Source organism: Streptomyces sp. NPDC085481 (assembly GCF_044541845.1).
Classification (GTDB): Bacteria; Actinomycetota; Actinomycetes; order Streptomycetales; family Streptomycetaceae; genus Streptomyces.
In genome coordinates, this window is record NZ_JBITTJ010000001.1 from 19,816 (window position 1) to 39,196 (window position 19,381).

Below are 19,381 nucleotides of genomic sequence, written 5' to 3' on the forward strand. Positions count from 1 at the left end.
ACGAAACGGTAGGTGCAGCATGGCGCTCGGCCATCCCCGGCGTACCGGGCTCTCCGATCAGGTGATCGCCGAGCTGCGGAACCAGATCACCTCCGGCGAGTGGCCGGTGGGGTCGCGGATCCCCACGGAGCCGGAGCTCGTCGAGCAGCTGGGCGTGGCCCGCAACACCGTCCGCGAGGCGGTGCGCGCGCTCGCGCACAACGGCCTGCTCGACATCCGGCAGGGCTCGGGCACCTATGTGGTGGCGACGAGCGAGCTGGCCGGGGTGATGCACCGCAGGTTCGCCGGCTCGGACCCGCGGCACATCGCGGAGCTGCGCTCCACCCTGGAGTCGTCGGCGGCCCGGCTCGCCGCGCAGCGGCGCACGGACCGGGACATGAAGCAGCTGGACGCGCTGCTGCTGCGCCGCGAGGCGGTGTGGGAGTCGGGCGACGCGGAGGAGTTCGTGACGGTCGACGCGGCCTTCCACCACGCGGTGGTGGTCGCCTCGCACAACGACGTGCTGACCGAGCTGTACGCCGACCTCGGGCACGTGCTGCGGGACTGGCTGCGCGGCGACGTGGGCCGGGAGCTGCGACCGGAGAACCACATGGACCACGCGCGCCTGGTGGAGGCGATCCGGGAGGGCGACGCCGAGCGGGCGGCGGCGGAGGCGGCCAGCTATCCGTTCCTGTGCCTCAGGAGCCCCGAGCCGCCGGTTCGTGGGTGATCCAGGCGGAGCGGACCTCCTTCCAGCAGCGTCCGCTCACCTGGGCGTAGTCGGCGGGACCGACGTCGACGGGGGCGCTGTCGCTGTCCAGGTCCCACCAGCGCGCGCACTCGACGTGCAGGCGGACCCGGTCCGTACGCGGGAAGGGGTTCTGGCAGTGCGCGGTGACGGAGGAGCCCTCGACGACGGTGCGGCAGGAGGCGCCGACGTTCTCGTCCTCCGCGGCCGCGGGGACGGAGAGCGGCGCGTCCTCCGTGGGGGCGGGAGCGGCGCGGACCTCGGCGGCGACGGCGAGGCCGGCCAGACCCGCGAGGAGTGCGGCGGCCGAGACGAGTGCGGGAGCCCTGGGGTGCAGCGCGCGCATGCCCGTACCTCCTCCCCATCAGCAGCCGGAGTGTCACGCTGTGACCAGTCTGGGGCGATTCGGCCGACTTTTCGACTCGGGGCCCGAGTTGCGAAAACGGCGGGGCCGGGCGCCCGCCCTGGAGGCGGGCACCCGGCCCCTTCGTACGGCTGCCGAAAGCGTCAGGCGCCGATGGCGTGCAGACCGCCGTCGACGTGGACGATCTCGCCCGTGGTCTTCGGGAACCACTCGGACAGCAGCGCGACGATGGCGCGCCCGGCCGGCTCCGGGTCGGCCAGGTCCCACTCCAGCGGGGAACGGCTGTCCCAGACCTTCGCCAGGTCCTCGAAGCCCGGGATGGACTTGGCGGCCATCGAACCGAGCGGGCCGGCCGAGACAAGGTTGCAGCGGATGTTCCGCTCGCCCAGGTCACGCGCCATGTAGCGGCTGGTGGCCTCCAGGGCGGCCTTGGTCGGGCCCATCCAGTCGTACTGCGGCCACGCGAACTGCGCGTCGAAGGTGAGGCCGACGACGGAGCCGCCCTCGGTCATGAGCGGCAGCAGCGCCATGGTCAGCGACTTCAGGGAGAAGGCGGAGACGTGCATGGCGGTGGCCACGGACTCGAACGGCGTGTTCAGGAAGTTGCCGCCGAGCGCGTCCTGCGGCGCGAAGCCGATGGAGTGCACGATGCCGTCGAGGCGGTCGCCGAGCTGCTCGCGGACCTGGCCCTCCAGTCGGGCGAGGTGCTCGTCGTTCGAGACGTCGAGCTCCAGGACCTTGACCTTGTCGGGCTGGGGCAGCTTCTTGGCGATGCGCTCGGTCAGCGTCGGACGCGGCCACGCGGTGAGGATGATCTCCGCACCCTGCTCCTGGGCCAGCTTCGCGGCGTGGAAGGCGATGGAGGACTCCATCAGCACACCGGTGATGAGGATCTTCTTGCCCTCGAGGATTCCAGCCATGGTTCAGTGACCCATTCCCAGTCCGCCGTCAACCGGGATGACGGCTCCAGTGATGTACGAGGCGTCGTCCGAGGCGAGGAACTTCACCGCGGCGGCGATCTCCTCGGGCTGCGCGTAGCGGCCCAGCGGCACCTGGGACACGATGCCGGCGCGCTGCTCGTCGGTCAGGACGGCGGTCATGTCGGTGTCGACGAAACCGGGCGCGACGACGTTGAACGTGATGTTGCGCGAACCGAGCTCCCGGGCGAGGGAACGCGCGAAACCGACCAGGCCGGCCTTCGAGGCGGCGTAGTTCGCCTGGCCCGCCGAGCCGAGCAGGCCGACGACCGAGGAGATCAGCACGACGCGGCCCTTCTTGGCGCGCAGCATGCCGCGGTTGGCACGCTTGACGACCCGGAAGGTGCCGGTGAGGTTGGTGTCGAGGACGGACGTGAAGTCCTCCTCGGACATGCGCATGAGGAGCTGGTCCTTGGTCACGCCGGCGTTGGCCACCAGGACCTCGACCGGACCGTGCGTCTCCTCGATCTCCTTGTACGCCTGATCCACCTGCTCGGCGTCCGTGATGTCGCACTTCACGGCCAGGAAGCCGGCCGGCGGCTCACCGGAGCGGTACGTGATGGCGACCTTGTCGCCGGCATCGGCGAACGCGCGGGCGATGGCGAGGCCGATGCCCCGGTTTCCTCCGGTGACGAGAACCGAGCGGCTCAACGGATCACCCTTTCGATAGCGGTCTGGTATGCCGAAAACCTATCGGTCCCTTCCGCGATACGGAGAATCGGGCCCTGACAGTGGCGTACGGATGTCACTGTCGGGTCCCTACAGAAAGCTCTGGGCATCGCGGCCGAAAGCGCGACATGATCAGGGACGACCGGTCTCACACGACAGGAGACAAACGTGCCATCTGGCCCCCATTCCCTCGACGAAGCCTTCACGGCGCTGCCGCTTCGGGCGCTCGCCGACGCGGCGCTCGCCCGGGCGCGCGCGCTCGGCGCCGACCACGCCGACTTCCGCCTGGAGCGGGTGCGCAGCGCCGCGTGGCGGCTGCGGGACGCCAAGCCCTCGGGCTCCTCGGACACCACGGACCTCGGCTACGCGGTGCGGGTGGTGCACGGCGGGGCCTGGGGCTTCGCGTCCGGCGTCGACCTGACCATGGACGGGGCCGCGCGGGTCGCCTCGCAGGCGGTCGCCATGGCCAAGCTGTCGGCGAAGGTGATCGCGGCGGCCGGGTCGCAGGAGCGTGTGGAGCTGGCCGAGGAGCCGGTGCACGCGGACCGGGTCTGGGTCTCCTCGTACGAGATCGATCCGTTCACCATCTCCGGTGAGGAGAAGAGCGGGCTGCTCGCCGACTGGAGCGCCCGGCTGCTGCGGGCCGACGGCGTGGCCCATGTGGACGCCTCGCTGCTCACCGTGCACGAGAACAAGTTCTACGCGGACACCGCGGGCACCGTCACCACCCAGCAGCGGGTCCGGCTGCACCCGCAGCTCACCGCGGTCGCCGTCGACGAGAACACCGGCGAGTTCGACTCGATGCGCACGATCGCGCCTCCGGCCGGGCGGGGCTGGGAGTACCTGACCGGCACCGGCTGGGACTGGGACAAGGAACTCGACGAGATCCCCGGGCTGCTCGCCGAGAAGATGCGGGCGCCGAGTGTCGAGGCCGGCCGCTACGACCTGGTCGTCGACCCGTCGAACCTGTGGCTGACCATCCACGAGTCGATCGGCCACGCCACCGAGCTGGACCGCGCGCTCGGCTACGAGGCGGCGTACGCGGGCACCTCCTTCGCCACCTTCGACCAGCTGGGCAAGCTGACGTACGGCTCCTCGATCATGAACGTGACGGGCGACCGGACCGCCGAGCACGGTCTGGCGACCATCGGCTACGACGACGAGGGCGTCGAGGCGCAGTCCTGGGACCTGGTCAAGGACGGCACGCTCGTCGGCTACCAGCTGGACCGCCGGATCGCGAAGCTCACCGGCCTCGGCCGCTCCAACGGCTGCGCCTTCGCCGACTCGCCCGGCCATGTGCCGGTACAGCGGATGGCGAACGTCTCCCTCCAGCCCGACCCGGGCGGACTCTCCACGGAGGACCTGATCGGCGGGGTGGAGCGGGGCATCTACGTGGTCGGCGACCGCTCCTGGTCGATCGACATGCAGCGCTACAACTTCCAGTTCACCGGCCAGCGGTTCTTCCGCATCGAGAACGGCCGGCTCGCGGGCCAGCTGCGGGACGTCGCCTACCAGGCGACGACCACCGACTTCTGGGGCTCGATGGAGCAGGTCGGCGGCCCCCAGACGTACGTACTCGGCGGCGCCTTCAACTGCGGCAAGGCCCAGCCGGGCCAGGTGGCCGCCGTCTCGCACGGCTGCCCGTCCGCCCTCTTCCGGGGCGTCAACATTCTGAACACGACGCAGGAGGCCGGTCGATGAGCCGCGTCAGCAAGCCGTACGAGATCGTCGAGCGGGCTCTGGAGCTGTCCCGCGCGGACGGGTGTGTCGTCATCGCCGACGAGGAGTCCTCGGCCAATCTGCGCTGGGCCGGCAACGCGCTCACCACCAACGGCGTCACCCGGGGCCGCACCCTGACCGTGATCGCCACCGTGGACGGCGCCCAGGGCACCGCCTCCGGCGTGGTCTCGCGCTCCGCCGTGACCGCGGCCGACCTGGAGCCGCTGGTCCGGGCCGCGGAGGAGGCGGCGCGGGCGGCGGGTCCCGCCGAGGACGCCCAGCCGCTGGTCGAGGGCGTGGCCGCCTCCCCCGACTTCACCGACGCACCGGCCGAGACCTCCTCCGCCGTCTTCGACGCCTTCGCGCCCGCACTCGGCGAGGCCTTCGCCCGGGCCCGGGCGGGCGGCCGGGAACTGTACGGATTCGCCAACCACGAGCTGACCTCGACCTACCTCGGCACGTCCACCGGGCTGCGGCTGCGCCACGACCAGCCGAACGGCACCCTGGAGCTCAACGCCAAGTCCCCCGACCGCTCGCGCTCCGCGTGGGCCGGCCGCTCGACCCGCGACTTCAAGGACGTCGACCCGGCCGCGCTCGACGCCGAGCTCGCCACCCGCCTCGGCTGGGCCGAGCGCCGCATCGAGCTGCCGGCCGGCCGGTACGAGACGCTGCTGCCGCCGACCGCCGTGGCCGACCTGCTGATCTACCAGCTGTGGTCCTCCACGGCCCGGGACGCGGTGGAGGGCCGTACTGTCTTCTCCAAGCCCGGTGGCGGCACCCGGCTCGGCGAGACCCTCTCCCCGCTGCCGCTGACCCTGCGCAGCGACCCGAACGAGCCGGGCCTGGAGTCCGCGCCGTTCGTGATCGCCCACTCCTCCGGCGACGACTCCTCCGTCTTCGACAACGGCCTGCCGCTGTCCCCGGTGGACTGGGTACGGGACGGAGCGCTGGCGCATCTGATCACCACCCGGCACACCGCGGGCCTTACCCGGTTGCCCGTGGCGCCCGGAGCCGGGAACCTGATCCTGGACGGCGGCGGCGAGCGTTCCCTGGAGGAGATGGTGGCCTCCACCGAGCGGGGCCTGCTGCTGACCTGCCTCTGGTACATCCGCGAGGTCGACCCGGCGACGCTGCTGCTCACCGGCCTGACCCGGGACGGCGTCTACCTGGTCGAGAACGGCGAGGTGGTCGGAGAGGTGAACAACTTCCGGTTCAACGAGTCGCCGGTCGACCTGCTGTCGCGGGCCGCCGAGGCGGGCCGGACGGAGAAGACACTGCCGCGCGAGTGGAGCGACTGGTTCACCCGCGCCGCGATGCCCGCCCTGCGGGTGCCGGACTTCAACATGAGTTCGGTCAGCAAGGGGGTCTGACCGGCCTAGACTGACCGGGACAACTCTCTCCCTCATTCATCACAAGGAGACGGACGACGTGACGGACATCGTCGACGAGCTGAAGTGGCGCGGGCTGTTCGCCCAGTCCACCGACGAAGACGCTTTGCGCAAGGCTCTCGCGGACGGTCCCGTGACGTTCTATTGCGGCTTCGACCCGACCGCGGCCAGTCTCCACGTGGGCCACCTGGTCCAGGTCCTCACCGTCCGCCGGCTCCAGCAGGCCGGGCACCGGCCGCTGGCGCTGGTCGGCGGGGCCACCGGCCAGATCGGTGACCCGCGGCCGACCGCCGAGCGCACCCTGAACGACCCCGAGACGGTCGCGAACTGGGTGAACCGGCTGCGCTCGCAGATCGAGCCGTTCCTCTCCTTCGAGGGGGAGAACGCCGCGGTCATGGTGAACAACCTGGACTGGACCGCCGGGCTGTCGGCGATCGAGTTCCTGCGGGACATCGGCAAGCACTTCCGGGTCAACAAGATGCTGACCAAGGACTCCGTCGCCCGGCGCCTGGAGTCCGAGCAGGGCATCAGCTACACCGAGTTCAGCTACCAGTTGCTCCAGGGGATGGACTTCCTGGAGCTGTACCGGCGCCACGGCTGCACCCTCCAGCAGGGCGGCTCCGACCAGTGGGGCAACCTGGTGGCCGGCCTCGACCTGATCCACCGGCTCGAGCCGGAGGCGCAGGTCCACGCGCTGGCGACCCCGCTGATGGTGAAGGCCGACGGCACCAAGTTCGGCAAGACCGAGAGCGGCGCCGTCTGGCTGGACCCGGAGATGACCACGCCGTACGCGTTCTACCAGTTCTGGCTGAACGTCGACGACCGTGACATCTCCACGTACATGCGGATCCTGTCCTTCAAGTCCCGCGAGGAGCTGGAGGAGCTGGAGAAGCTGACGGCCGAGCGGCCGCAGGCCCGTACCGCCCAGCGGGCGCTCGCCGAGGAGCTCACCACGCTGGTGCACGGCGCGGACCAGTGCCAGGCCGTCATCGACGCCTCCAAGGCGCTGTTCGGCCAGGGCGAGCTCGCCGGGCTCGACGAGGCGACCCTGGCCGCGGCCCTGTCCGAGCTGCCGCACGCGCGCGTGCCGGAGCTCGGCCTGGTGGTGGACCTGTTCGCCGAGGTCGGCCTCGCGCCGAGCAAGTCGGCGGCCCGCCGCACGGTGAAGGAGGGCGGCGCCTACGTGAACAACGTCAAGGTGACCGCCGAGGACGCCGAGGTGTCGGCTGACGAACTGCTGCACGGGCGCTGGCTGGTGCTGCGCCGCGGCAAGAAGAACCTGGCCGCGATCGAGGTCGTCACCGGCTGACGCCCGCCTCGCCCGACGCCGAGCGGCCGACACCGACCGGCCGGCGTCGGCCGGCTCATGACCGGAGGCCCGGTACGCGCGCTGTGCGCCGTACCGGGCCTCCGGTCGTGTCAGGGGGCGTCACGCCCGTTGCCTGCCGCCCTTGATCGAGGCCCAGAGCATGTCCCCGACCCCCACCACGGCCACCGCGCCGATGAGCTGGAACAGGTGACGGGTCCAGTCGATGCCCCTGGTGTCGTTGACTCCGATCCACGTGGCGACCGCGTTGCCCAGCACGCTGCCGAGAATGCCGAACACGGTCGTCAGCCACAGTGGGATCTGCTGCTTGCCCGGCAGGATCGCCTTCGCGATCAGGCCCAGGACGAAGCCCACGATGATCGCCCACAACCAACCCATCGTCGCCTCCTCGTGCGGATGTGTGCCCAGTCTCGGCCCGTCGGCCATACGGCGCATGTCGGACGACGCCATACGTGCCCCGGTCTCCTCGGCATGGCACGCCGGGCGTACCGTGGAAGGAGGTCCGGACCAGGGAGGGTCCGGTGAGGCAAGCGGGTGGTGGATGTGATGCGGAAGCATGGCGGGGCCGAGGTCTTCCGGATCACCGGTGCCCGGCAGGGCCTCGCGGACGACGTCCGCGGCCGGCAGCGGCGGTACGTCGTGTCGATGACCGTGCGCACGCTGGCCGTCATCGCGGCCGCGGTGCTGTGGAACGTGGAGCGGCACGTGGCCATCGTGGCGCTGGTGCTCGGGGCGGTGCTCCCCTATATCGCGGTCGTGATCGCCAACGCGGGTAGGGAGTCCGCGCCGCCCCCTCTCGCCACCTTCGTCCCCGCGCCGACGCGGCCGGAACTCTCCCCCGGCGAGTCCACGACGGAGACCGGAGCGGAACCTCCGCCCACCCGGAGTTGATCACGCACCGTGAGCACGCCCTCGCTCGAAGCTCAAGAACTGCTCAGATCAATCATGAAGTTCCGGTGCACCGCACCCCATGGGCCGTGACATACTGCCTACGCGCTCCGCATCCCCCGTCGGAGCGACGGACCGATGCCGGGCAGCTCCCCCCGTGGCTGCCCGGCATCGCCCTTGCTGGACAATGATCAGGTGAGCGAAGAGAAGCCGATCTGTTCCGCCAAGGGCTGCCGGGCCGACGCCGTCTGGGTGCTCGCCTGGAACAACCCCAAGCTGCACACGCCCGAGCGGCGCAAGACCTGGCTCGCGTGCGAGGAGCACCGCGAGCACCTCTCCCAGTTCCTGGGTGTACGGGGTTTCCTCAAGGACGTCGTCCTGCTGACCGACTGGGAGTCCGGCGACGCCGGGGGTTCCGGCGAGGCCGGGGGTTCCGGCGAGGCCGGGGGTTCCGGCGGCTGATCCGCCTCAGCCGCCGATCGCCGACATCGGGCGGTCGGGCTGAAGGAAGCTCGGGTCGTCGAGGCCCGAGCCGGCCTTCTTGCCCCACATCGCCTTCTTCCAGATCTCCGCGATCTCCAGGTCCTCGGCGTCCGACCGGAGCGCCGCCCGCAGGTCGGTCTCCTCGGTGGCGAACAGGCAGGTGCGCACCTGGCCGTCGGCGGTGAGCCGGGTGCGGTCGCAGGCCCGGCAGAACGGACGGGTCACGGAGGCGATGACGCCCACGGTGTGCGGGCCGCCGTCGACGACCCAGCGCTCGGCGGGAGCGGAGCCGCGCTCGACCTCGCCCTCGGGGGTCAGCTCGAAGCGGGTGCGCAGCGACTCCAGGATGTCCCCGGCGGTGATCATGCCGTCGCGCTTCCAGCCGTGCTGGGCGTCGAGGGGCATCTGCTCGATGAAGCGGAGCTCGTAGTCGTTCGCCACGGCCCAGGCCAGCAGGTCGGGGGCCTCGTCGTCGTTGAGCCCGGGCATCAGGACGGCGTTGACCTTGACCGGGGTCAGGCCCGCGTCGCGGGCGGCGGCCATGCCGTCGAGGACGTCGTGGTGGCGGTCGCGGCGGGTGAGGGTCTTGAAGACCTCCGGCCGCAGGGTGTCGAGCGAGACGTTGACCCGGTCCAGGCCGGCCGCCTTGAGGGCGGCCGCGGTGCGCTTGAGGCCGATGCCGTTGGTGGTGAGGGACATCCGGGGGCGCGGCTCGAGGGCGGCGCAGCGCTCGACGATGCCGACGAGGCCGGGGCGGAGCAGCGGCTCGCCGCCGGTGAAGCGGACCTCGGTGACGCCGAGCTCGGTGACGGCGATCCGGACCAGGCGGACGATCTCGTCGTCGGTGAGCAGGTCGGGCTTGGCCAGCCACTGCAGGCCTTCCTCCGGCATGCAGTACGTACAGCGCAGATTGCACCGGTCGGTGAGGGAAACGCGCAGGTCGGTGGCGACTCGGCCGTACGTGTCGATGAGCACTCGTGCCCCTCCCCTTCTTCCGGTTCGCTTCTCGTTCGAGCCTACGTGACCCCTCCGACATCGGGCACGGCCCGATTGTCACGAGGACCGGGACGGCCGCGTCGTAGAACTCTACGACGCGGCCGATGGTTCACAGCGGAACGTATACGAATCAGTGCGCTCCGACACCGGTGAGGGACTTGACCTCCAGCTCCGCGTACTTGCCCTTGTCCGGCTCCTCCTTCGACAGCAGCGAGCCGAGCCAGCCCAGCAGGAAGCCGAGCGGGATGGAGACGATGCCCGGGTTCTCCAGCGGGAACCAGTAGAAGTCCACGGTCTTGAACATCGAGGTCGGCTTGCCGGAGACGACCGGCGAGAACAGGACCAGGACCACCGAGGAGATCAGGCCGCCGTAGATCGACCAGAGCGCTCCCTGGGTGGTGAACCGCTTCCAGAAGAGGCTGTAGAGGATCGTCGGCAGGTTGGCCGAGGCGGCGACGGCGAAGGCGAGGGCGACCAGGCCGGCGACGTTGAGGTCGCGGGCGAGGGCGCCGAGCGCGATGGAGACGACGCCGATGAGGACGGTGGCCCAGCGGGCGGCCCGTACCTCCTCCTTCTCGGTGGCCTGGCCGCGCCGGATGACGTTGGCGTAGATGTCGTGCGCGAACGACGAGGACGAGGCGAGGGTGAGTCCGGCGACGACGGCGAGGATGGTGGCGAAGGCGACGGCGGAGATGACGGCGAGCAGGAGCGCGCCGCCGGTCGAGCCGGCACCGCCGCCGATCTCCAGGGCGGCGAGCGGGGCCGCGGTGTTGCCGGCCTTGTTGGAGGCGATGATGTCGCTGTTCTTGAGCAGGGCGGCGGCGCCGAAGCCGAGCACGATCGTCATCAGGTAGAAGGCGCCGATGATGCCGATGGCCCAGTTGACGGACTTACGGGCGGCCTTGGCGGTCGGCACGGTGTAGAAGCGGATGAGGATGTGCGGCAGGCCGGCCGTGCCGAGGACGAGCGCGATGCCGAGCGAGAGGAAGTCCAGCTTCGAGGTGCCGGTGGCGCCGTACTTGAGGCCGGGCTCCAGGAAGGCGTCGCCCTTGCCGCTGTTGGTGGCGGCCGCGCCGAGCAGCTCGGAGACGTTGAAGTGGAACTTCCACAGGATGAGGAAGGTGATCAGGAGCGTGCCCGCGATGAGCAGCACGGCCTTGACCATCTGCACCCAGGTGGTGCCCTTCATGCCGCCGATCGTCACGTACACGATCATGAGGATGCCGACGAGGGCGACGATCGCGATCTTCCCGCCGTCGCTGGTGATGCCGAGCAGCAGGGAGACGAGGACGCCGGCGCCGGCCATCTGCGCGAGCAGGTAGAAGATCGAGACGACGATCGTGGAGGTGCCGGCCGCGGTGCGGACGGGCCGCTGGCGCATCCGGTACGCGAGCACGTCGCCCATGGTGAACCGGCCGGAGTTGCGCAGCGGTTCGGCGACCAGGAGCAGGGCGACCAGCCAGGCGACGAGGAAGCCGATCGAGTAGAGGAAGCCGTCGTAGCCGAAGAGGGCGATGGCGCCGGCGATGCCGAGGAAGGACGCGGCGGACATGTAGTCGCCGGAGATCGCCAGGCCGTTCTGGAAGCCGGTGAACTGCCGTCCGCCGGCGTAGAAGTCGGCGGCGCTGCGGGTCTGGCGGCCGGCCCAGACGGTGATGACGAGGGTGGCGACGACGAAGGCCGCGAAGAGGGTAACGATCAGGGTGCGGTGCTCGCTGGTGGCGCTGCCGGCGGCCAGCAGGACGGGAGTGCTCATGCGTCGGCCTCCATGCGCTTCTTGATGGCCTCGGCCTGCGGGTCGAGCCGGTTCGCCGCGTGCCGCGAGTACAGCCAGGCGATGAGGAAGGTGGTCGCGAACTGGCCGAGGCCGAGGACGAGGGCCACGTTGACGTTGCCGAAGACCTTGGTGCCCATGAAGCCGCCGGCGTAGTTGGACAGCAGGACGTACAGCAGGTACCAGGCGATGAAGGCGACCGTCAGGGGGAAGGCGAAGGAGCGGTAGGTACGGCGCAGTTCGCCGAACTCCTCACTCTCCTGGACCTCGACGAACTCCTCCGTCGTGGGCTGGGCGGGGGCGGCGGGAGCCGTGCCGCTTCGGGGCGGCGGCGCTGCGTCGGTAGCCACGGAATCTCCTCGTGACGCGGGTACGGCGGGCATGGACAAGGGGGCCTCACTGGGGGTGGGGAGACGGGGCCGCCGGACGGAGCCCCTCCCCTGCCCAACGGCACGGAGCGCGGCGGGAAGTGGTTCACGCGGGTGGTTTTCTTTCTCCGGATCTTCATGAAGTCTTCTCAACTCATTGATGACCGGGGAAGATCGGCGATAGCTTCACTCGTCATGCACCTGTCGGCGCGCAATCGGCGCGCCGACAGTACATACGGATGATGTGGAGAACCCATGGCTCATCTGGGATCGAGGCGCGGCCGAGTACTCGCTCTGCCGGCCGGTCTCGCGCTCACGGCCTCGCTCGGCTTCCTTCCCTCCGGCGCCGCCTCGGCCGCGGAGCTGAGCGACGCCCCGGCCGCCGCCGTGGCGACCGACGGCCCGAAGCTGTCGTACGTCGTCAACATCGAAGGGGGCCGCTGGACGGCCGCCTCGGTGAAGAAGGCGATAGCCGCCGCGGGCGGCGAGGTGGTCGTGACCTACGACCGGATCGGCGTGATCGTCGTCCACTCGCAGAACCCCGCCTTCGCGCAGACGATCCGTACGGCGCGCGGCGTGGTGTCCGCCGGCGCGACCCGTACGGCTCCGCTGACCGTGCAGTCCGACGACTCGGTGGGCGAGGGCGCCCAGGCGCTGACCCCCGCCGAGGTCAAGGCCGCCACGGCCGCCGCCGCGGACGACCAGGACCCGCTGGAGCCCCTGCAGTGGGACCTGCCGGCCATCAAGGCCGACAAGGCGCATGAGAAGACGCTCGGCAGCAAGCGCGTCACCGTCGGCATCATCGACACCGGCGTGGACGACACCCACCCCGACCTGGCGCCGAACTTCGACGCCAAGGCCTCCGCCAACTGCGTGAGCGGCAAGGCCGACACGACCCCCGGCTCGTGGCGCCCCAACCCGGGCGAGAGCGACCACGGCACGCACGTCGCCGGCACCATCGGCGCCGCCAAGAACGGCATCGGCGTCACCGGTGTCGCGCCGGGCGTGAAGCTCGCCGGCATCAAGGTGTCGACGCCCGACGGCTTCTTCTACACCGAGGCCGTGGTCTGCGGCTTCATGTGGGCGGCCGAGCACGGCATCGACGTCACCAACAACAGCTACTACACCGACCCGTGGATGTTCGCCTGCAAGAACGACGCGGACCAGAAGGCCCTCATCGAGGCGGTCACCCGCGCGACCCGCTACGCGGAGCGCAGGGGCACGGTCAACGTGGCGGCGGCCGGCAACTCGACGTTCGACCTGGCGGCCGACTCGATCCTCGACAACAGCAGCCCGAACGACACCACTCCGGGCGACCGCGTCATCGACCCGAAGCAGTGCTTCGACTACCCGGCGATGCTGCCGGGCGTGGTGACGGTCTCCGCGACCGGCGCCAAGGGCCTGAAGGCGTCCTACTCCAACTACGGCCTCGGCGTCATCGACGTGGCGGCGCCCGGCGGCGACCGCACCGAGTACCAGACCCCGGACGCCCCCGCGGTCAACGGCCGCATCCTGTCGACCACGGTCAACGGCGGCTACAACTACAAGGCCGGCACCTCGATGGCCTCGCCGCACGTGGCGGGCGTCCTCGCGCTGCTGAAGTCGACGCACCCGCACGCGAGCGCGGCGGCCCTGAAGGCGCTGCTGTACGCGCAGGCGGACGAGCACGCGTGCACCAACCCGTACGACATCAACGCCGACGGCAAGGTCGACGCGGTGTGCGAGGGCGGCAAGAACAAGAACGGCTTCTACGGGGCCGGCATCGTGGACGCGCTCGCCGCCGTCCGCCGGTAACCGATTCGCCCGAGGGGCCCTGGTGTGGTCGGCCACACCAGGGCCCTTCCGCGTGGCACCGAGTGCCATCATGCGTCCATGGACAACACAGTGCGTTCGGCTACGGAGTTGTTGTGGTCGGCCCTGGGCGGCGATCCCGCCCTGGTCCACCGGGTGGCCTACGGCGGCCCGTCGGGGCTGCTCCCGGCCCGGCTGCCGGTGATGGACCTGGCCCGGGCGACCGTCGCCGTGGCAGGGCTCGCCGCGGTGGAGCGAGCCGGGCTCACGGGGCCGGTGCGGGTCGACGACGGGGCGGTGGCCACCGCCTTCGTGAGCGAGCGTCATCTGCGGGTGGACGGGCGGGCCCCGGTGAGCTTCGCCCCGTTGTCGCGGTTCTGGCGCGCCGCCGACGGCTGGGTGCGCACCCACGCCAACTATCCGCACCACAGGGAAGCGTTGCTCGCCGCGCTCGGCGTGCCGTCCGGGTCGGTGGAGGCGGTGGCCGCCGCCATCGCCGAGCGGACGGCGCAGGAGGCCGAGACGGCCGTGTACGGGGCTGGGGGCCTCGCCGTCGCCCTGCGCACCCCCGAGGAGTGGGCGGCGAGCGAGCAGGGCCGCGAGGTGGCGGCGCGCCCGCTGCTGACCCGGGAGCGGCTCGACGAGGCCGCGCCGAGGAAGCGTTCGGGCCGGCTGCGGGTCCTGGACCTGACGCGGGTCATCGCGGGCCCGGTCGCCACCCGGACGCTCGCGCTGCTCGGCGCGGACGTGCTGCGGATCGACCCGCCGGGCAACCCGGAGCTGCCGGACCAGCACGCCGACACCGACGTCGGGAAGCGGACGGCCGCACTGGATCTGGAGCGGCCGTCGGACCGGCGTACCTTCGGCGAACTGCTCGACGCGGCGGACGTGCTGGTGACCGGGTACCGGCCGGGCGCCCTGGACCGCTTCGGCCTGGACCGGCCGGGGCTCGTGGTGGCCCGGCTGTCGGCCTGGGGCGACTACGGGCCGTGGGGCGGCCGGCGCGGCTTCGACAGCCTGGTGCAGGTGGCGACGGGGATCGCGGCCGTGGAGGGCTCGGCCGATGAGCCGGGGGCGCTGCCGGCGCAGGCCCTGGACCACGGCACCGGCTACCTCCTCGCGGCGGCGGTGCTGCGCTCGCTGACCGAGCAGGACCGCGACGGCGGCACCCGCCGCGTACGCCTCGCCCTGGCGCAGACCGGGCACTGGCTCACGCACGCGCTGCCCCGGTACGACCCGGAGCGCTACCTGACGGAGACGGAGGGCCCCCTGGGGCGGCTGCGGCACGCGCTGTCGCCGGTGGCGTACGAGGGCGGCCCGGCGGGCTGGTCGCGCCCGCCGGGCGTACCGGGCGGGGACGACCCCGCCTGGGTCACGGCCTGACCCGGGTCACGGCCTTACCCGGGTCACGGCCTGGCCCGGGTCACGGCCTGACCTGGGTCACGGCTTGACGAGGACCTTGAGGGCGGTGCGCTCGTCCATCGCCTGGTAGCCGCCGGGCACGCCGTCCAGGCCCACGGTCAGGTCGAAGACCGGGGAGGGGTCGATCGTGCCGTCGAGGACGTCCGGGAGCAGCTCGGGGATGTACGCGCGGACGGGCGCGACGCCGCCGCGCAGGGCGATGTTCCGGTCGAACATGACGGACAGGTCGAGGCCGGTGCCGCTGCCGTGCGGGACGCCGACGTAGCCGATGGCGCCGCCGTCGCGGGTGATGGCGACGGCGGTGCGCATGGACTGCTCGGTGCCGACGGCCTCGATGACGGCGTGCGCGCCGTGGCCGCCGGTGAGCTCGCGTACGGCGGCCTCGGCGGCCTCGCCGCGCTCGGCGACGACGTCGGTGGCTCCGAAGGCGCGGGCGATGTCGGTACGGGCGGTGTGGCGGCCGAGCGCGATGATCCGCTCGGCGCCGAGCCGCCTGGCGGCGAGGACGCCGCACAGGCCGACGGCGCCGTCACCCACGACGGCGACGGTGGAGCCCTTGCGCACGCCGGCGCCGAGGGCGGCGTGGTGGCCGGTGCCCATGACGTCGGAGAGCGCGAGCAGGGCGGTGAGCAGGTGGTCGTCGGAGGCGGCGTCGGCCGGCAGCTTGACGAGGGTGCCGTCGGCGAAGGGGACCCGGACGGCCTCGCCCTGGCCGCCGTCGGAGCCGACCGAGCCCCAGAAGCCGCCGTTGGGGCAGGAGGTGTGCAGGCCCTCGGCGCAGTAGGCGCAGGTGCCGTCGGACCAGACGAACGGGGCGACGACGAGGTCGCCGGCCGCGAAGCCGGTCACCTCGGAGCCGGCCGCCTCGACGATCCCGAGGAACTCGTGGCCGATGCGCTGGCCGGGGCGGCGGTCGGACTCGCCGCGGTAGGCCCACAGGTCGCTGCCGCAGATGCAGGCACGCACCACCCGGACGACGACGTCCGTGGCGTCCTGGACGACGGGGTCGGGCACGTCCTCCACGCGCATGTCGAAGGGGGCGTGGATGGTGGTGGCGCGCATGGCGGACTTTCCTTGCTGTGCTCAGACGTTTGTACGACATTCACCGTACATCGCGCGCAGGGCTCCCCCGGTCAGCATGAGCCAGAGGTCCGGGACGGGCAGCTGGGGCCGACCGGCGACGCCGGTGGCGAGCAGGGCGGCGCCCCGCCGCATCCGGCCTAGACCCCGGCCGCACCCAGCAGCGATCCCGCCCCGTAGGTCACGGCCATCGCCAGGGCGCCGCCGCACACGTTGCGGAGGATCGCGGGGGCGGCGGGCGCGGTGCCGAGGCGGGCGCTCCACCAGCCGGTGAGGGTGAGGGCGGCGAGGACGGAGAGGACCGTGATCCACAGGCGGGAGGAGGGTGGGGGCAGGACGATCGCCAGGAGGGGGAGCAGGGCGCCCACGGTGAAGGCGAGGAAGCTGGCGCCGGCGGCGTGCCACGGGTTGGTGAGGGCGTCCGGGTCGATGCCCAGTTCCACGCGGGCGTGGGCGCGCAGGGCGTCGCGTTCGGTGAGCTGTTCGGCGGCCTCGCGGGCGACGTCCGCGGACAGGCCGCGGGCCGAGAGGAGCTCGGTCAGTTCGGCCAGCTCGGCCTCGGGCTGTTCGCGCAGTTCGCGCCGTTCCTGGGCGAGGGCGGCCTTCTCGGAGTCGCGCTGGGTGGAGACGGAGACGTACTCCCCCGCCGCCATGGACATGGAGCCGGCGAGCAGCCCCGCGAGGCCCGCGGTGAGCAGGGCGGCCTGGGACTCGGTGGCCCCGGCGACGCCGACGACGAGGCCCGCGGTCGAGACGACCCCGTCGTTGGCTCCGAGCACGGCGGCCCGGAGCCAGTTGAGCCGGGTGCCGAGGCCGCCGCCGTGGGCCTCGTCGTGTACGGGGGCTTCAGTCACCCCAGGAGGGTCGCACCCCGCGCGTCACCACACGCGGACCGACCCGCCCGGTGCGAACGCGGGGCTCGTCGCGCCCGCGGGGACCTCCTTCAGGGGCTCGGCGATCTCCTCGACGGCCGGGCCGTGGACGGCGGCCAGGGCGTCGAGGCGGGTCAGGTCGAAGCCGTAGACGCGGGCCGCGTTGCCGCCCACCATGGCCGCGACCTCGTCCCGTGGCAGGCCCGCGTAGGCGATGCGGAGGCCCTCGCGGGAGTACGGGGTGGTGCCCTCGTCGTGCGGGTAGTCGCTGCCCCACATGATCTTGTCGAGGCCGATCCGGTCGCGCAGCGGCACCTCGTGCGGGCGCATGAAGCTCGCGCCGACGAAGCAGTTGTCGCGCCACACCTCGCGCGGGCCCTTGCCCATGGACTCGGCGAGGCCGGCGCCGAACTTCGACTCCGCGGTGCTCGCCTTGGCGGAGGCCGCCACCAGGCGGCGGTGGTAGTAGTCCAGCATCTCCAGGACGCCGGGGATCCAGCCCGAGCCCTGTTCCGTGAGGACCAGGTTGAGGCCGGGGTGGCGGCGGAAGACACCGCCGAACATCAGGTGCCACAGAGCGCGGTGCGAGAACCAGGTCGTCTCCACCATGAACACCGCCCGGGCGGCCGGTTCGTCGCCGAGCGGCGGCGACGCGGAGCCGCCATGGTGGTTGACGGGGACGCCGAGCTCGTCGCAGACCGCCCAGATCGGGTCGTACGTCTCCGAGTACAGTTCGGGCACCGGCGAGCCGGGCGGGACCCCGGGCAGCAGGATGCCCCCGGTCAGGCCGGCCTCGCGGGTGCGGCGGATCTCCGCGACCGCCGCGTCCACGTCGTTGAGCAGGATCTGCGCCACTCCCGCGCGGCGGCCCGGCGCGTCCGCGCAGAAGTCGGCCAGCCAGCGGTTGTGCGCCTGGAGGCCGGCCCAGCGCTGCTCGTACTCGGCCCGGGTGGGCGGCTGGGCCATCAGGGAGGCCTTGGGGAAGAACGGCGGGATGGTGTTGGGGAAGACGACCTCGGCGACGATGCCGTCCGCCTCCAGTTCGCGCAGCCGGCGCTGTGAGTTCCAGTTGCGGTCGGCGGTGTCGGCGAGCAGGTCCTCGTACGGGTTGACGTAGGTCGCCGCCCAGGCGTCGAAGTCGTCGTGGTGCTTCTTCTCCAGGTACGGCTTGTAGTCGAGCAGGTCGGCGCCGGCGTGGCAGTCGGCGGAGACGACCGTGTAGCGGTCCGTCGCGTCGAGGGTCACGGCGTGACCCCCAGGACCGGGAAGTCGTGGTCCGTCAGCCAGTGGCGGCCGACCTCCCGGGAGCGGGCCCAGGACGCCTCGACCGCGGACTGGTCGGCCGGCTGGCCGAGCTCCGCGGGGGTGGGCCCGATGCGACGGGATATTGGATCCAACTTCTGGACATCGAATCCGAAGACGTCCGCCGCCGCCAGACCCAGCATCCGCCGGGTCTCCCCCACCGGGATGTCGTGGAAGGTGTTCCGCAGCCACGCCCGGGTGTTGGGCCAGGTCCCCTCAGGGTGCGGGAAATCGGATCCCCACAGGATGTTGTCGACGCCGATCTCGTAACGCTGCGCCAGTTCGCGCCGCTTGGTGTTGGTGGCGCAGATGAACATCTGCCGGTCCAGGTACTCACTGGGCGGACGCTTCAACTCGGCGAAGGGGGAGAGTTTCTTGCCGCCGTGCGCCCCCAGATAGAGCCGGTCCATGAACCACAGCAGGTTCGGCAGCCACCAGCAGCCGGACTCGGCGACGCCGAACCGCAGCCCCGGGTGGCGCTCGAAGACCCCCGACCAGAGCAGGAACCACAGCGGCCGGGCCGGCCACCAGGTGACCTCGGAGACGTAGATCCCGAGGTGATCGCCGTACTCCTCGCGCGGTGCGGCGCCCGAGTGGGTGACCACCGGCATCCCGGTCTCGGCGGCGGCCGCCCACACCGGGTCGTAACGCCGGTCGTGGTAGGGCTCCTTGTCGACCCACATGGAGGGGATCATCAGCGCGCCGAGCCCGGACTCCCTGGCGCGGTGGATCTCGGCGACGACCTCGCCGACCTCGGCGGTGACGGGCAGGAGGGCGACCCCGCGGTGCCGTTCGGGGTGCTGCGAGACGAAGTCGGCGAGCCACCGGTTGTGCGCCCGCGCACCCGCCATCCCGAGCTCCGGGTCCTGGTCGCCGGAGAGCCCGAGACCGACGCCGAAGGGCGCGGCGGTCTGGCTGTCGACGGCGTCCGCGTCGGGGAAGACGACCTCGCCGGCCACCCCGTCGCCGTCGAGCTCCTTGATCCGCTGCGCGGCGTCCCAGCCGCCCCGCAGCCCCTCCTCGTTGTCGCTGAACCACTTGTTCGCGAAGGCCTCGTTGCGCACCCCGAGCCGGGTCATGGCCTCGCGGCGGGCGTCGCGCCCGGCGAGGAAGTCGTCGAAGGCGCGGTGGAAGCGGGAGTCGAGATAGGGCCGGTACTCCTCCGTGGGAAGCCCGGCGTGGCAGTCGGACGAGATGATCAGATACGGATCCTCATGGCTCATGGTGCAGCCTC

The 19,381-nt window shown here is 71.8% G+C and carries 19 protein-coding genes; 8 read left to right on the plus strand and 11 right to left on the minus strand.

All coding sequences use genetic code 11. The features are described from left to right. Positions 1-19 precede the first annotated feature (19 nt). Positions 20-709, plus strand: coding sequence for a FadR/GntR family transcriptional regulator (locus ACIGEZ_RS00115; protein ID WP_399824185.1), 690 nt, complete (start codon positions 20-22; stop codon positions 707-709). Here the strand turns inward: ACIGEZ_RS00115 and ACIGEZ_RS00120 are convergent. The 3 genes from ACIGEZ_RS00120 to fabG form a co-directional block, all read right to left on the minus strand. Next, positions 678-1,073, minus strand: coding sequence for a hypothetical protein (locus ACIGEZ_RS00120; protein ID WP_399824187.1), 396 nt, complete (start codon positions 1,071-1,073; stop codon positions 678-680). The genes ACIGEZ_RS00115 and ACIGEZ_RS00120 overlap by 32 nt on opposite strands. Before the next feature lie 161 nt (positions 1,074-1,234). Next, on the minus strand, positions 1,235-2,011 hold the full coding sequence (gene fabI / locus ACIGEZ_RS00125) for an enoyl-ACP reductase FabI (protein WP_399824188.1): 777 nt from the start codon (positions 2,009-2,011) through the stop codon (positions 1,235-1,237). 3 nt (positions 2,012-2,014) lie between these two features. Beyond that, the gene (gene fabG / locus ACIGEZ_RS00130; RefSeq protein WP_399824189.1) at positions 2,015-2,719 is read right to left on the minus strand and encodes a 3-oxoacyl-[acyl-carrier-protein] reductase; all 705 of its coding nucleotides are present in this window, start codon (positions 2,717-2,719) and stop codon (positions 2,015-2,017) included. 186 nt (positions 2,720-2,905) lie between these two features. Here fabG and ACIGEZ_RS00135 point away from each other — a divergent pair, with 186 nt between their 5' ends. From ACIGEZ_RS00135 to tyrS, 3 genes are read left to right on the plus strand one after another with little or no spacing between them, the layout of a single operon-like run. Next, the gene (locus tag ACIGEZ_RS00135; RefSeq protein WP_399824191.1) at positions 2,906-4,438 is read left to right on the plus strand and encodes a TldD/PmbA family protein; all 1,533 of its coding nucleotides are present in this window, start codon (positions 2,906-2,908) and stop codon (positions 4,436-4,438) included. After that, the gene (locus tag ACIGEZ_RS00140; RefSeq protein WP_399824193.1) at positions 4,435-5,826 is read left to right on the plus strand and encodes a metallopeptidase TldD-related protein; all 1,392 of its coding nucleotides are present in this window, start codon (positions 4,435-4,437) and stop codon (positions 5,824-5,826) included. Before ACIGEZ_RS00135 ends, ACIGEZ_RS00140 begins: the two co-directional genes overlap by 4 nt. A 58-nt stretch (positions 5,827-5,884) precedes the next feature. Beyond that, a complete protein-coding gene (gene tyrS, locus ACIGEZ_RS00145; protein WP_399824195.1) occupies positions 5,885-7,153 on the plus strand; it encodes a tyrosine--tRNA ligase in 1,269 nt (422 codons plus the stop codon). Positions 7,154-7,273: 120 nt separating this feature from the next. Here tyrS and ACIGEZ_RS00150 read toward each other — a convergent pair whose 3' ends face one another. Next, on the minus strand, positions 7,274-7,549 hold the full coding sequence (locus ACIGEZ_RS00150) for a GlsB/YeaQ/YmgE family stress response membrane protein (RefSeq protein ID WP_399826120.1): 276 nt from the start codon (positions 7,547-7,549) through the stop codon (positions 7,274-7,276). 168 nt (positions 7,550-7,717) lie between these two features. On the opposite strand from ACIGEZ_RS00150, the gene ACIGEZ_RS00155 reads away from it, so the two are divergent. Together ACIGEZ_RS00155 and ACIGEZ_RS00160 are read left to right on the plus strand one after the other, a co-directional pair. Then, positions 7,718-8,062: a DUF3099 domain-containing protein gene (locus ACIGEZ_RS00155; RefSeq protein ID WP_399824196.1), complete on the plus strand. Its 345-nt coding sequence runs from the start codon at positions 7,718-7,720 to the stop codon at positions 8,060-8,062. Positions 8,063-8,254: 192 nt separating this feature from the next. Further along, complete coding sequence (locus tag ACIGEZ_RS00160; RefSeq protein ID WP_399824197.1) at positions 8,255-8,521, plus strand: hypothetical protein; 267 nt, start codon at positions 8,255-8,257, stop codon at positions 8,519-8,521. 6 nt (positions 8,522-8,527) lie between these two features. On the opposite strand, the gene moaA is transcribed toward ACIGEZ_RS00160, so the two are convergent. From moaA to ACIGEZ_RS00175, 3 genes are all read right to left on the minus strand, one after another. Continuing rightward, complete coding sequence (gene moaA, locus ACIGEZ_RS00165) at positions 8,528-9,517, minus strand: GTP 3',8-cyclase MoaA (RefSeq protein ID WP_399824199.1); 990 nt, start codon at positions 9,515-9,517, stop codon at positions 8,528-8,530. A gap of 151 nt (positions 9,518-9,668) precedes the next feature. Continuing rightward, complete coding sequence (locus ACIGEZ_RS00170; RefSeq protein ID WP_399824201.1) at positions 9,669-11,294, minus strand: cation acetate symporter; 1,626 nt, start codon at positions 11,292-11,294, stop codon at positions 9,669-9,671. Then, positions 11,291-11,662: a DUF485 domain-containing protein gene (locus ACIGEZ_RS00175; protein WP_399824202.1), complete on the minus strand. Its 372-nt coding sequence runs from the start codon at positions 11,660-11,662 to the stop codon at positions 11,291-11,293. The genes ACIGEZ_RS00170 and ACIGEZ_RS00175 overlap by 4 nt, the downstream gene beginning before the upstream one ends. Before the next feature lie 273 nt (positions 11,663-11,935). Between ACIGEZ_RS00175 and ACIGEZ_RS00180 the strand changes: the two genes are divergently transcribed. Further along, positions 11,936-13,474 (plus strand): S8 family peptidase, encoded by a 1,539-nt coding sequence (locus ACIGEZ_RS00180; RefSeq protein WP_399824204.1) that lies wholly within the window; start codon positions 11,936-11,938, stop codon positions 13,472-13,474. A gap of 78 nt (positions 13,475-13,552) precedes the next feature. Next, positions 13,553-14,854, plus strand: a complete 1,302-nt coding sequence (locus tag ACIGEZ_RS00185; protein ID WP_399824206.1) for a CoA transferase — start codon at positions 13,553-13,555, stop codon at positions 14,852-14,854. A 57-nt stretch (positions 14,855-14,911) separates the two neighbouring features. Here ACIGEZ_RS00185 and ACIGEZ_RS00190 read toward each other — a convergent pair whose 3' ends face one another. The 4 genes from ACIGEZ_RS00190 to ACIGEZ_RS00205 form a co-directional block, all read right to left on the minus strand. Further along, the gene (locus tag ACIGEZ_RS00190; RefSeq protein ID WP_399824208.1) at positions 14,912-15,955 is read right to left on the minus strand and encodes a zinc-dependent alcohol dehydrogenase family protein; all 1,044 of its coding nucleotides are present in this window, start codon (positions 15,953-15,955) and stop codon (positions 14,912-14,914) included. Between the two features lie 158 nt (positions 15,956-16,113). Beyond that, positions 16,114-16,827 (minus strand): VIT family protein, encoded by a 714-nt coding sequence (locus ACIGEZ_RS00195; protein ID WP_399824210.1) that lies wholly within the window; start codon positions 16,825-16,827, stop codon positions 16,114-16,116. 24 nt (positions 16,828-16,851) lie between these two features. After that, a complete protein-coding gene (locus tag ACIGEZ_RS00200) occupies positions 16,852-18,090 on the minus strand; it encodes an amidohydrolase family protein (protein WP_399824211.1) in 1,239 nt (412 codons plus the stop codon). After that, positions 18,087-19,370: an amidohydrolase family protein gene (locus tag ACIGEZ_RS00205; RefSeq protein ID WP_399824212.1), complete on the minus strand. Its 1,284-nt coding sequence runs from the start codon at positions 19,368-19,370 to the stop codon at positions 18,087-18,089. The genes ACIGEZ_RS00200 and ACIGEZ_RS00205 overlap by 4 nt, the downstream gene beginning before the upstream one ends. Between the last annotated feature and the right edge of the window lie 11 nt (positions 19,371-19,381).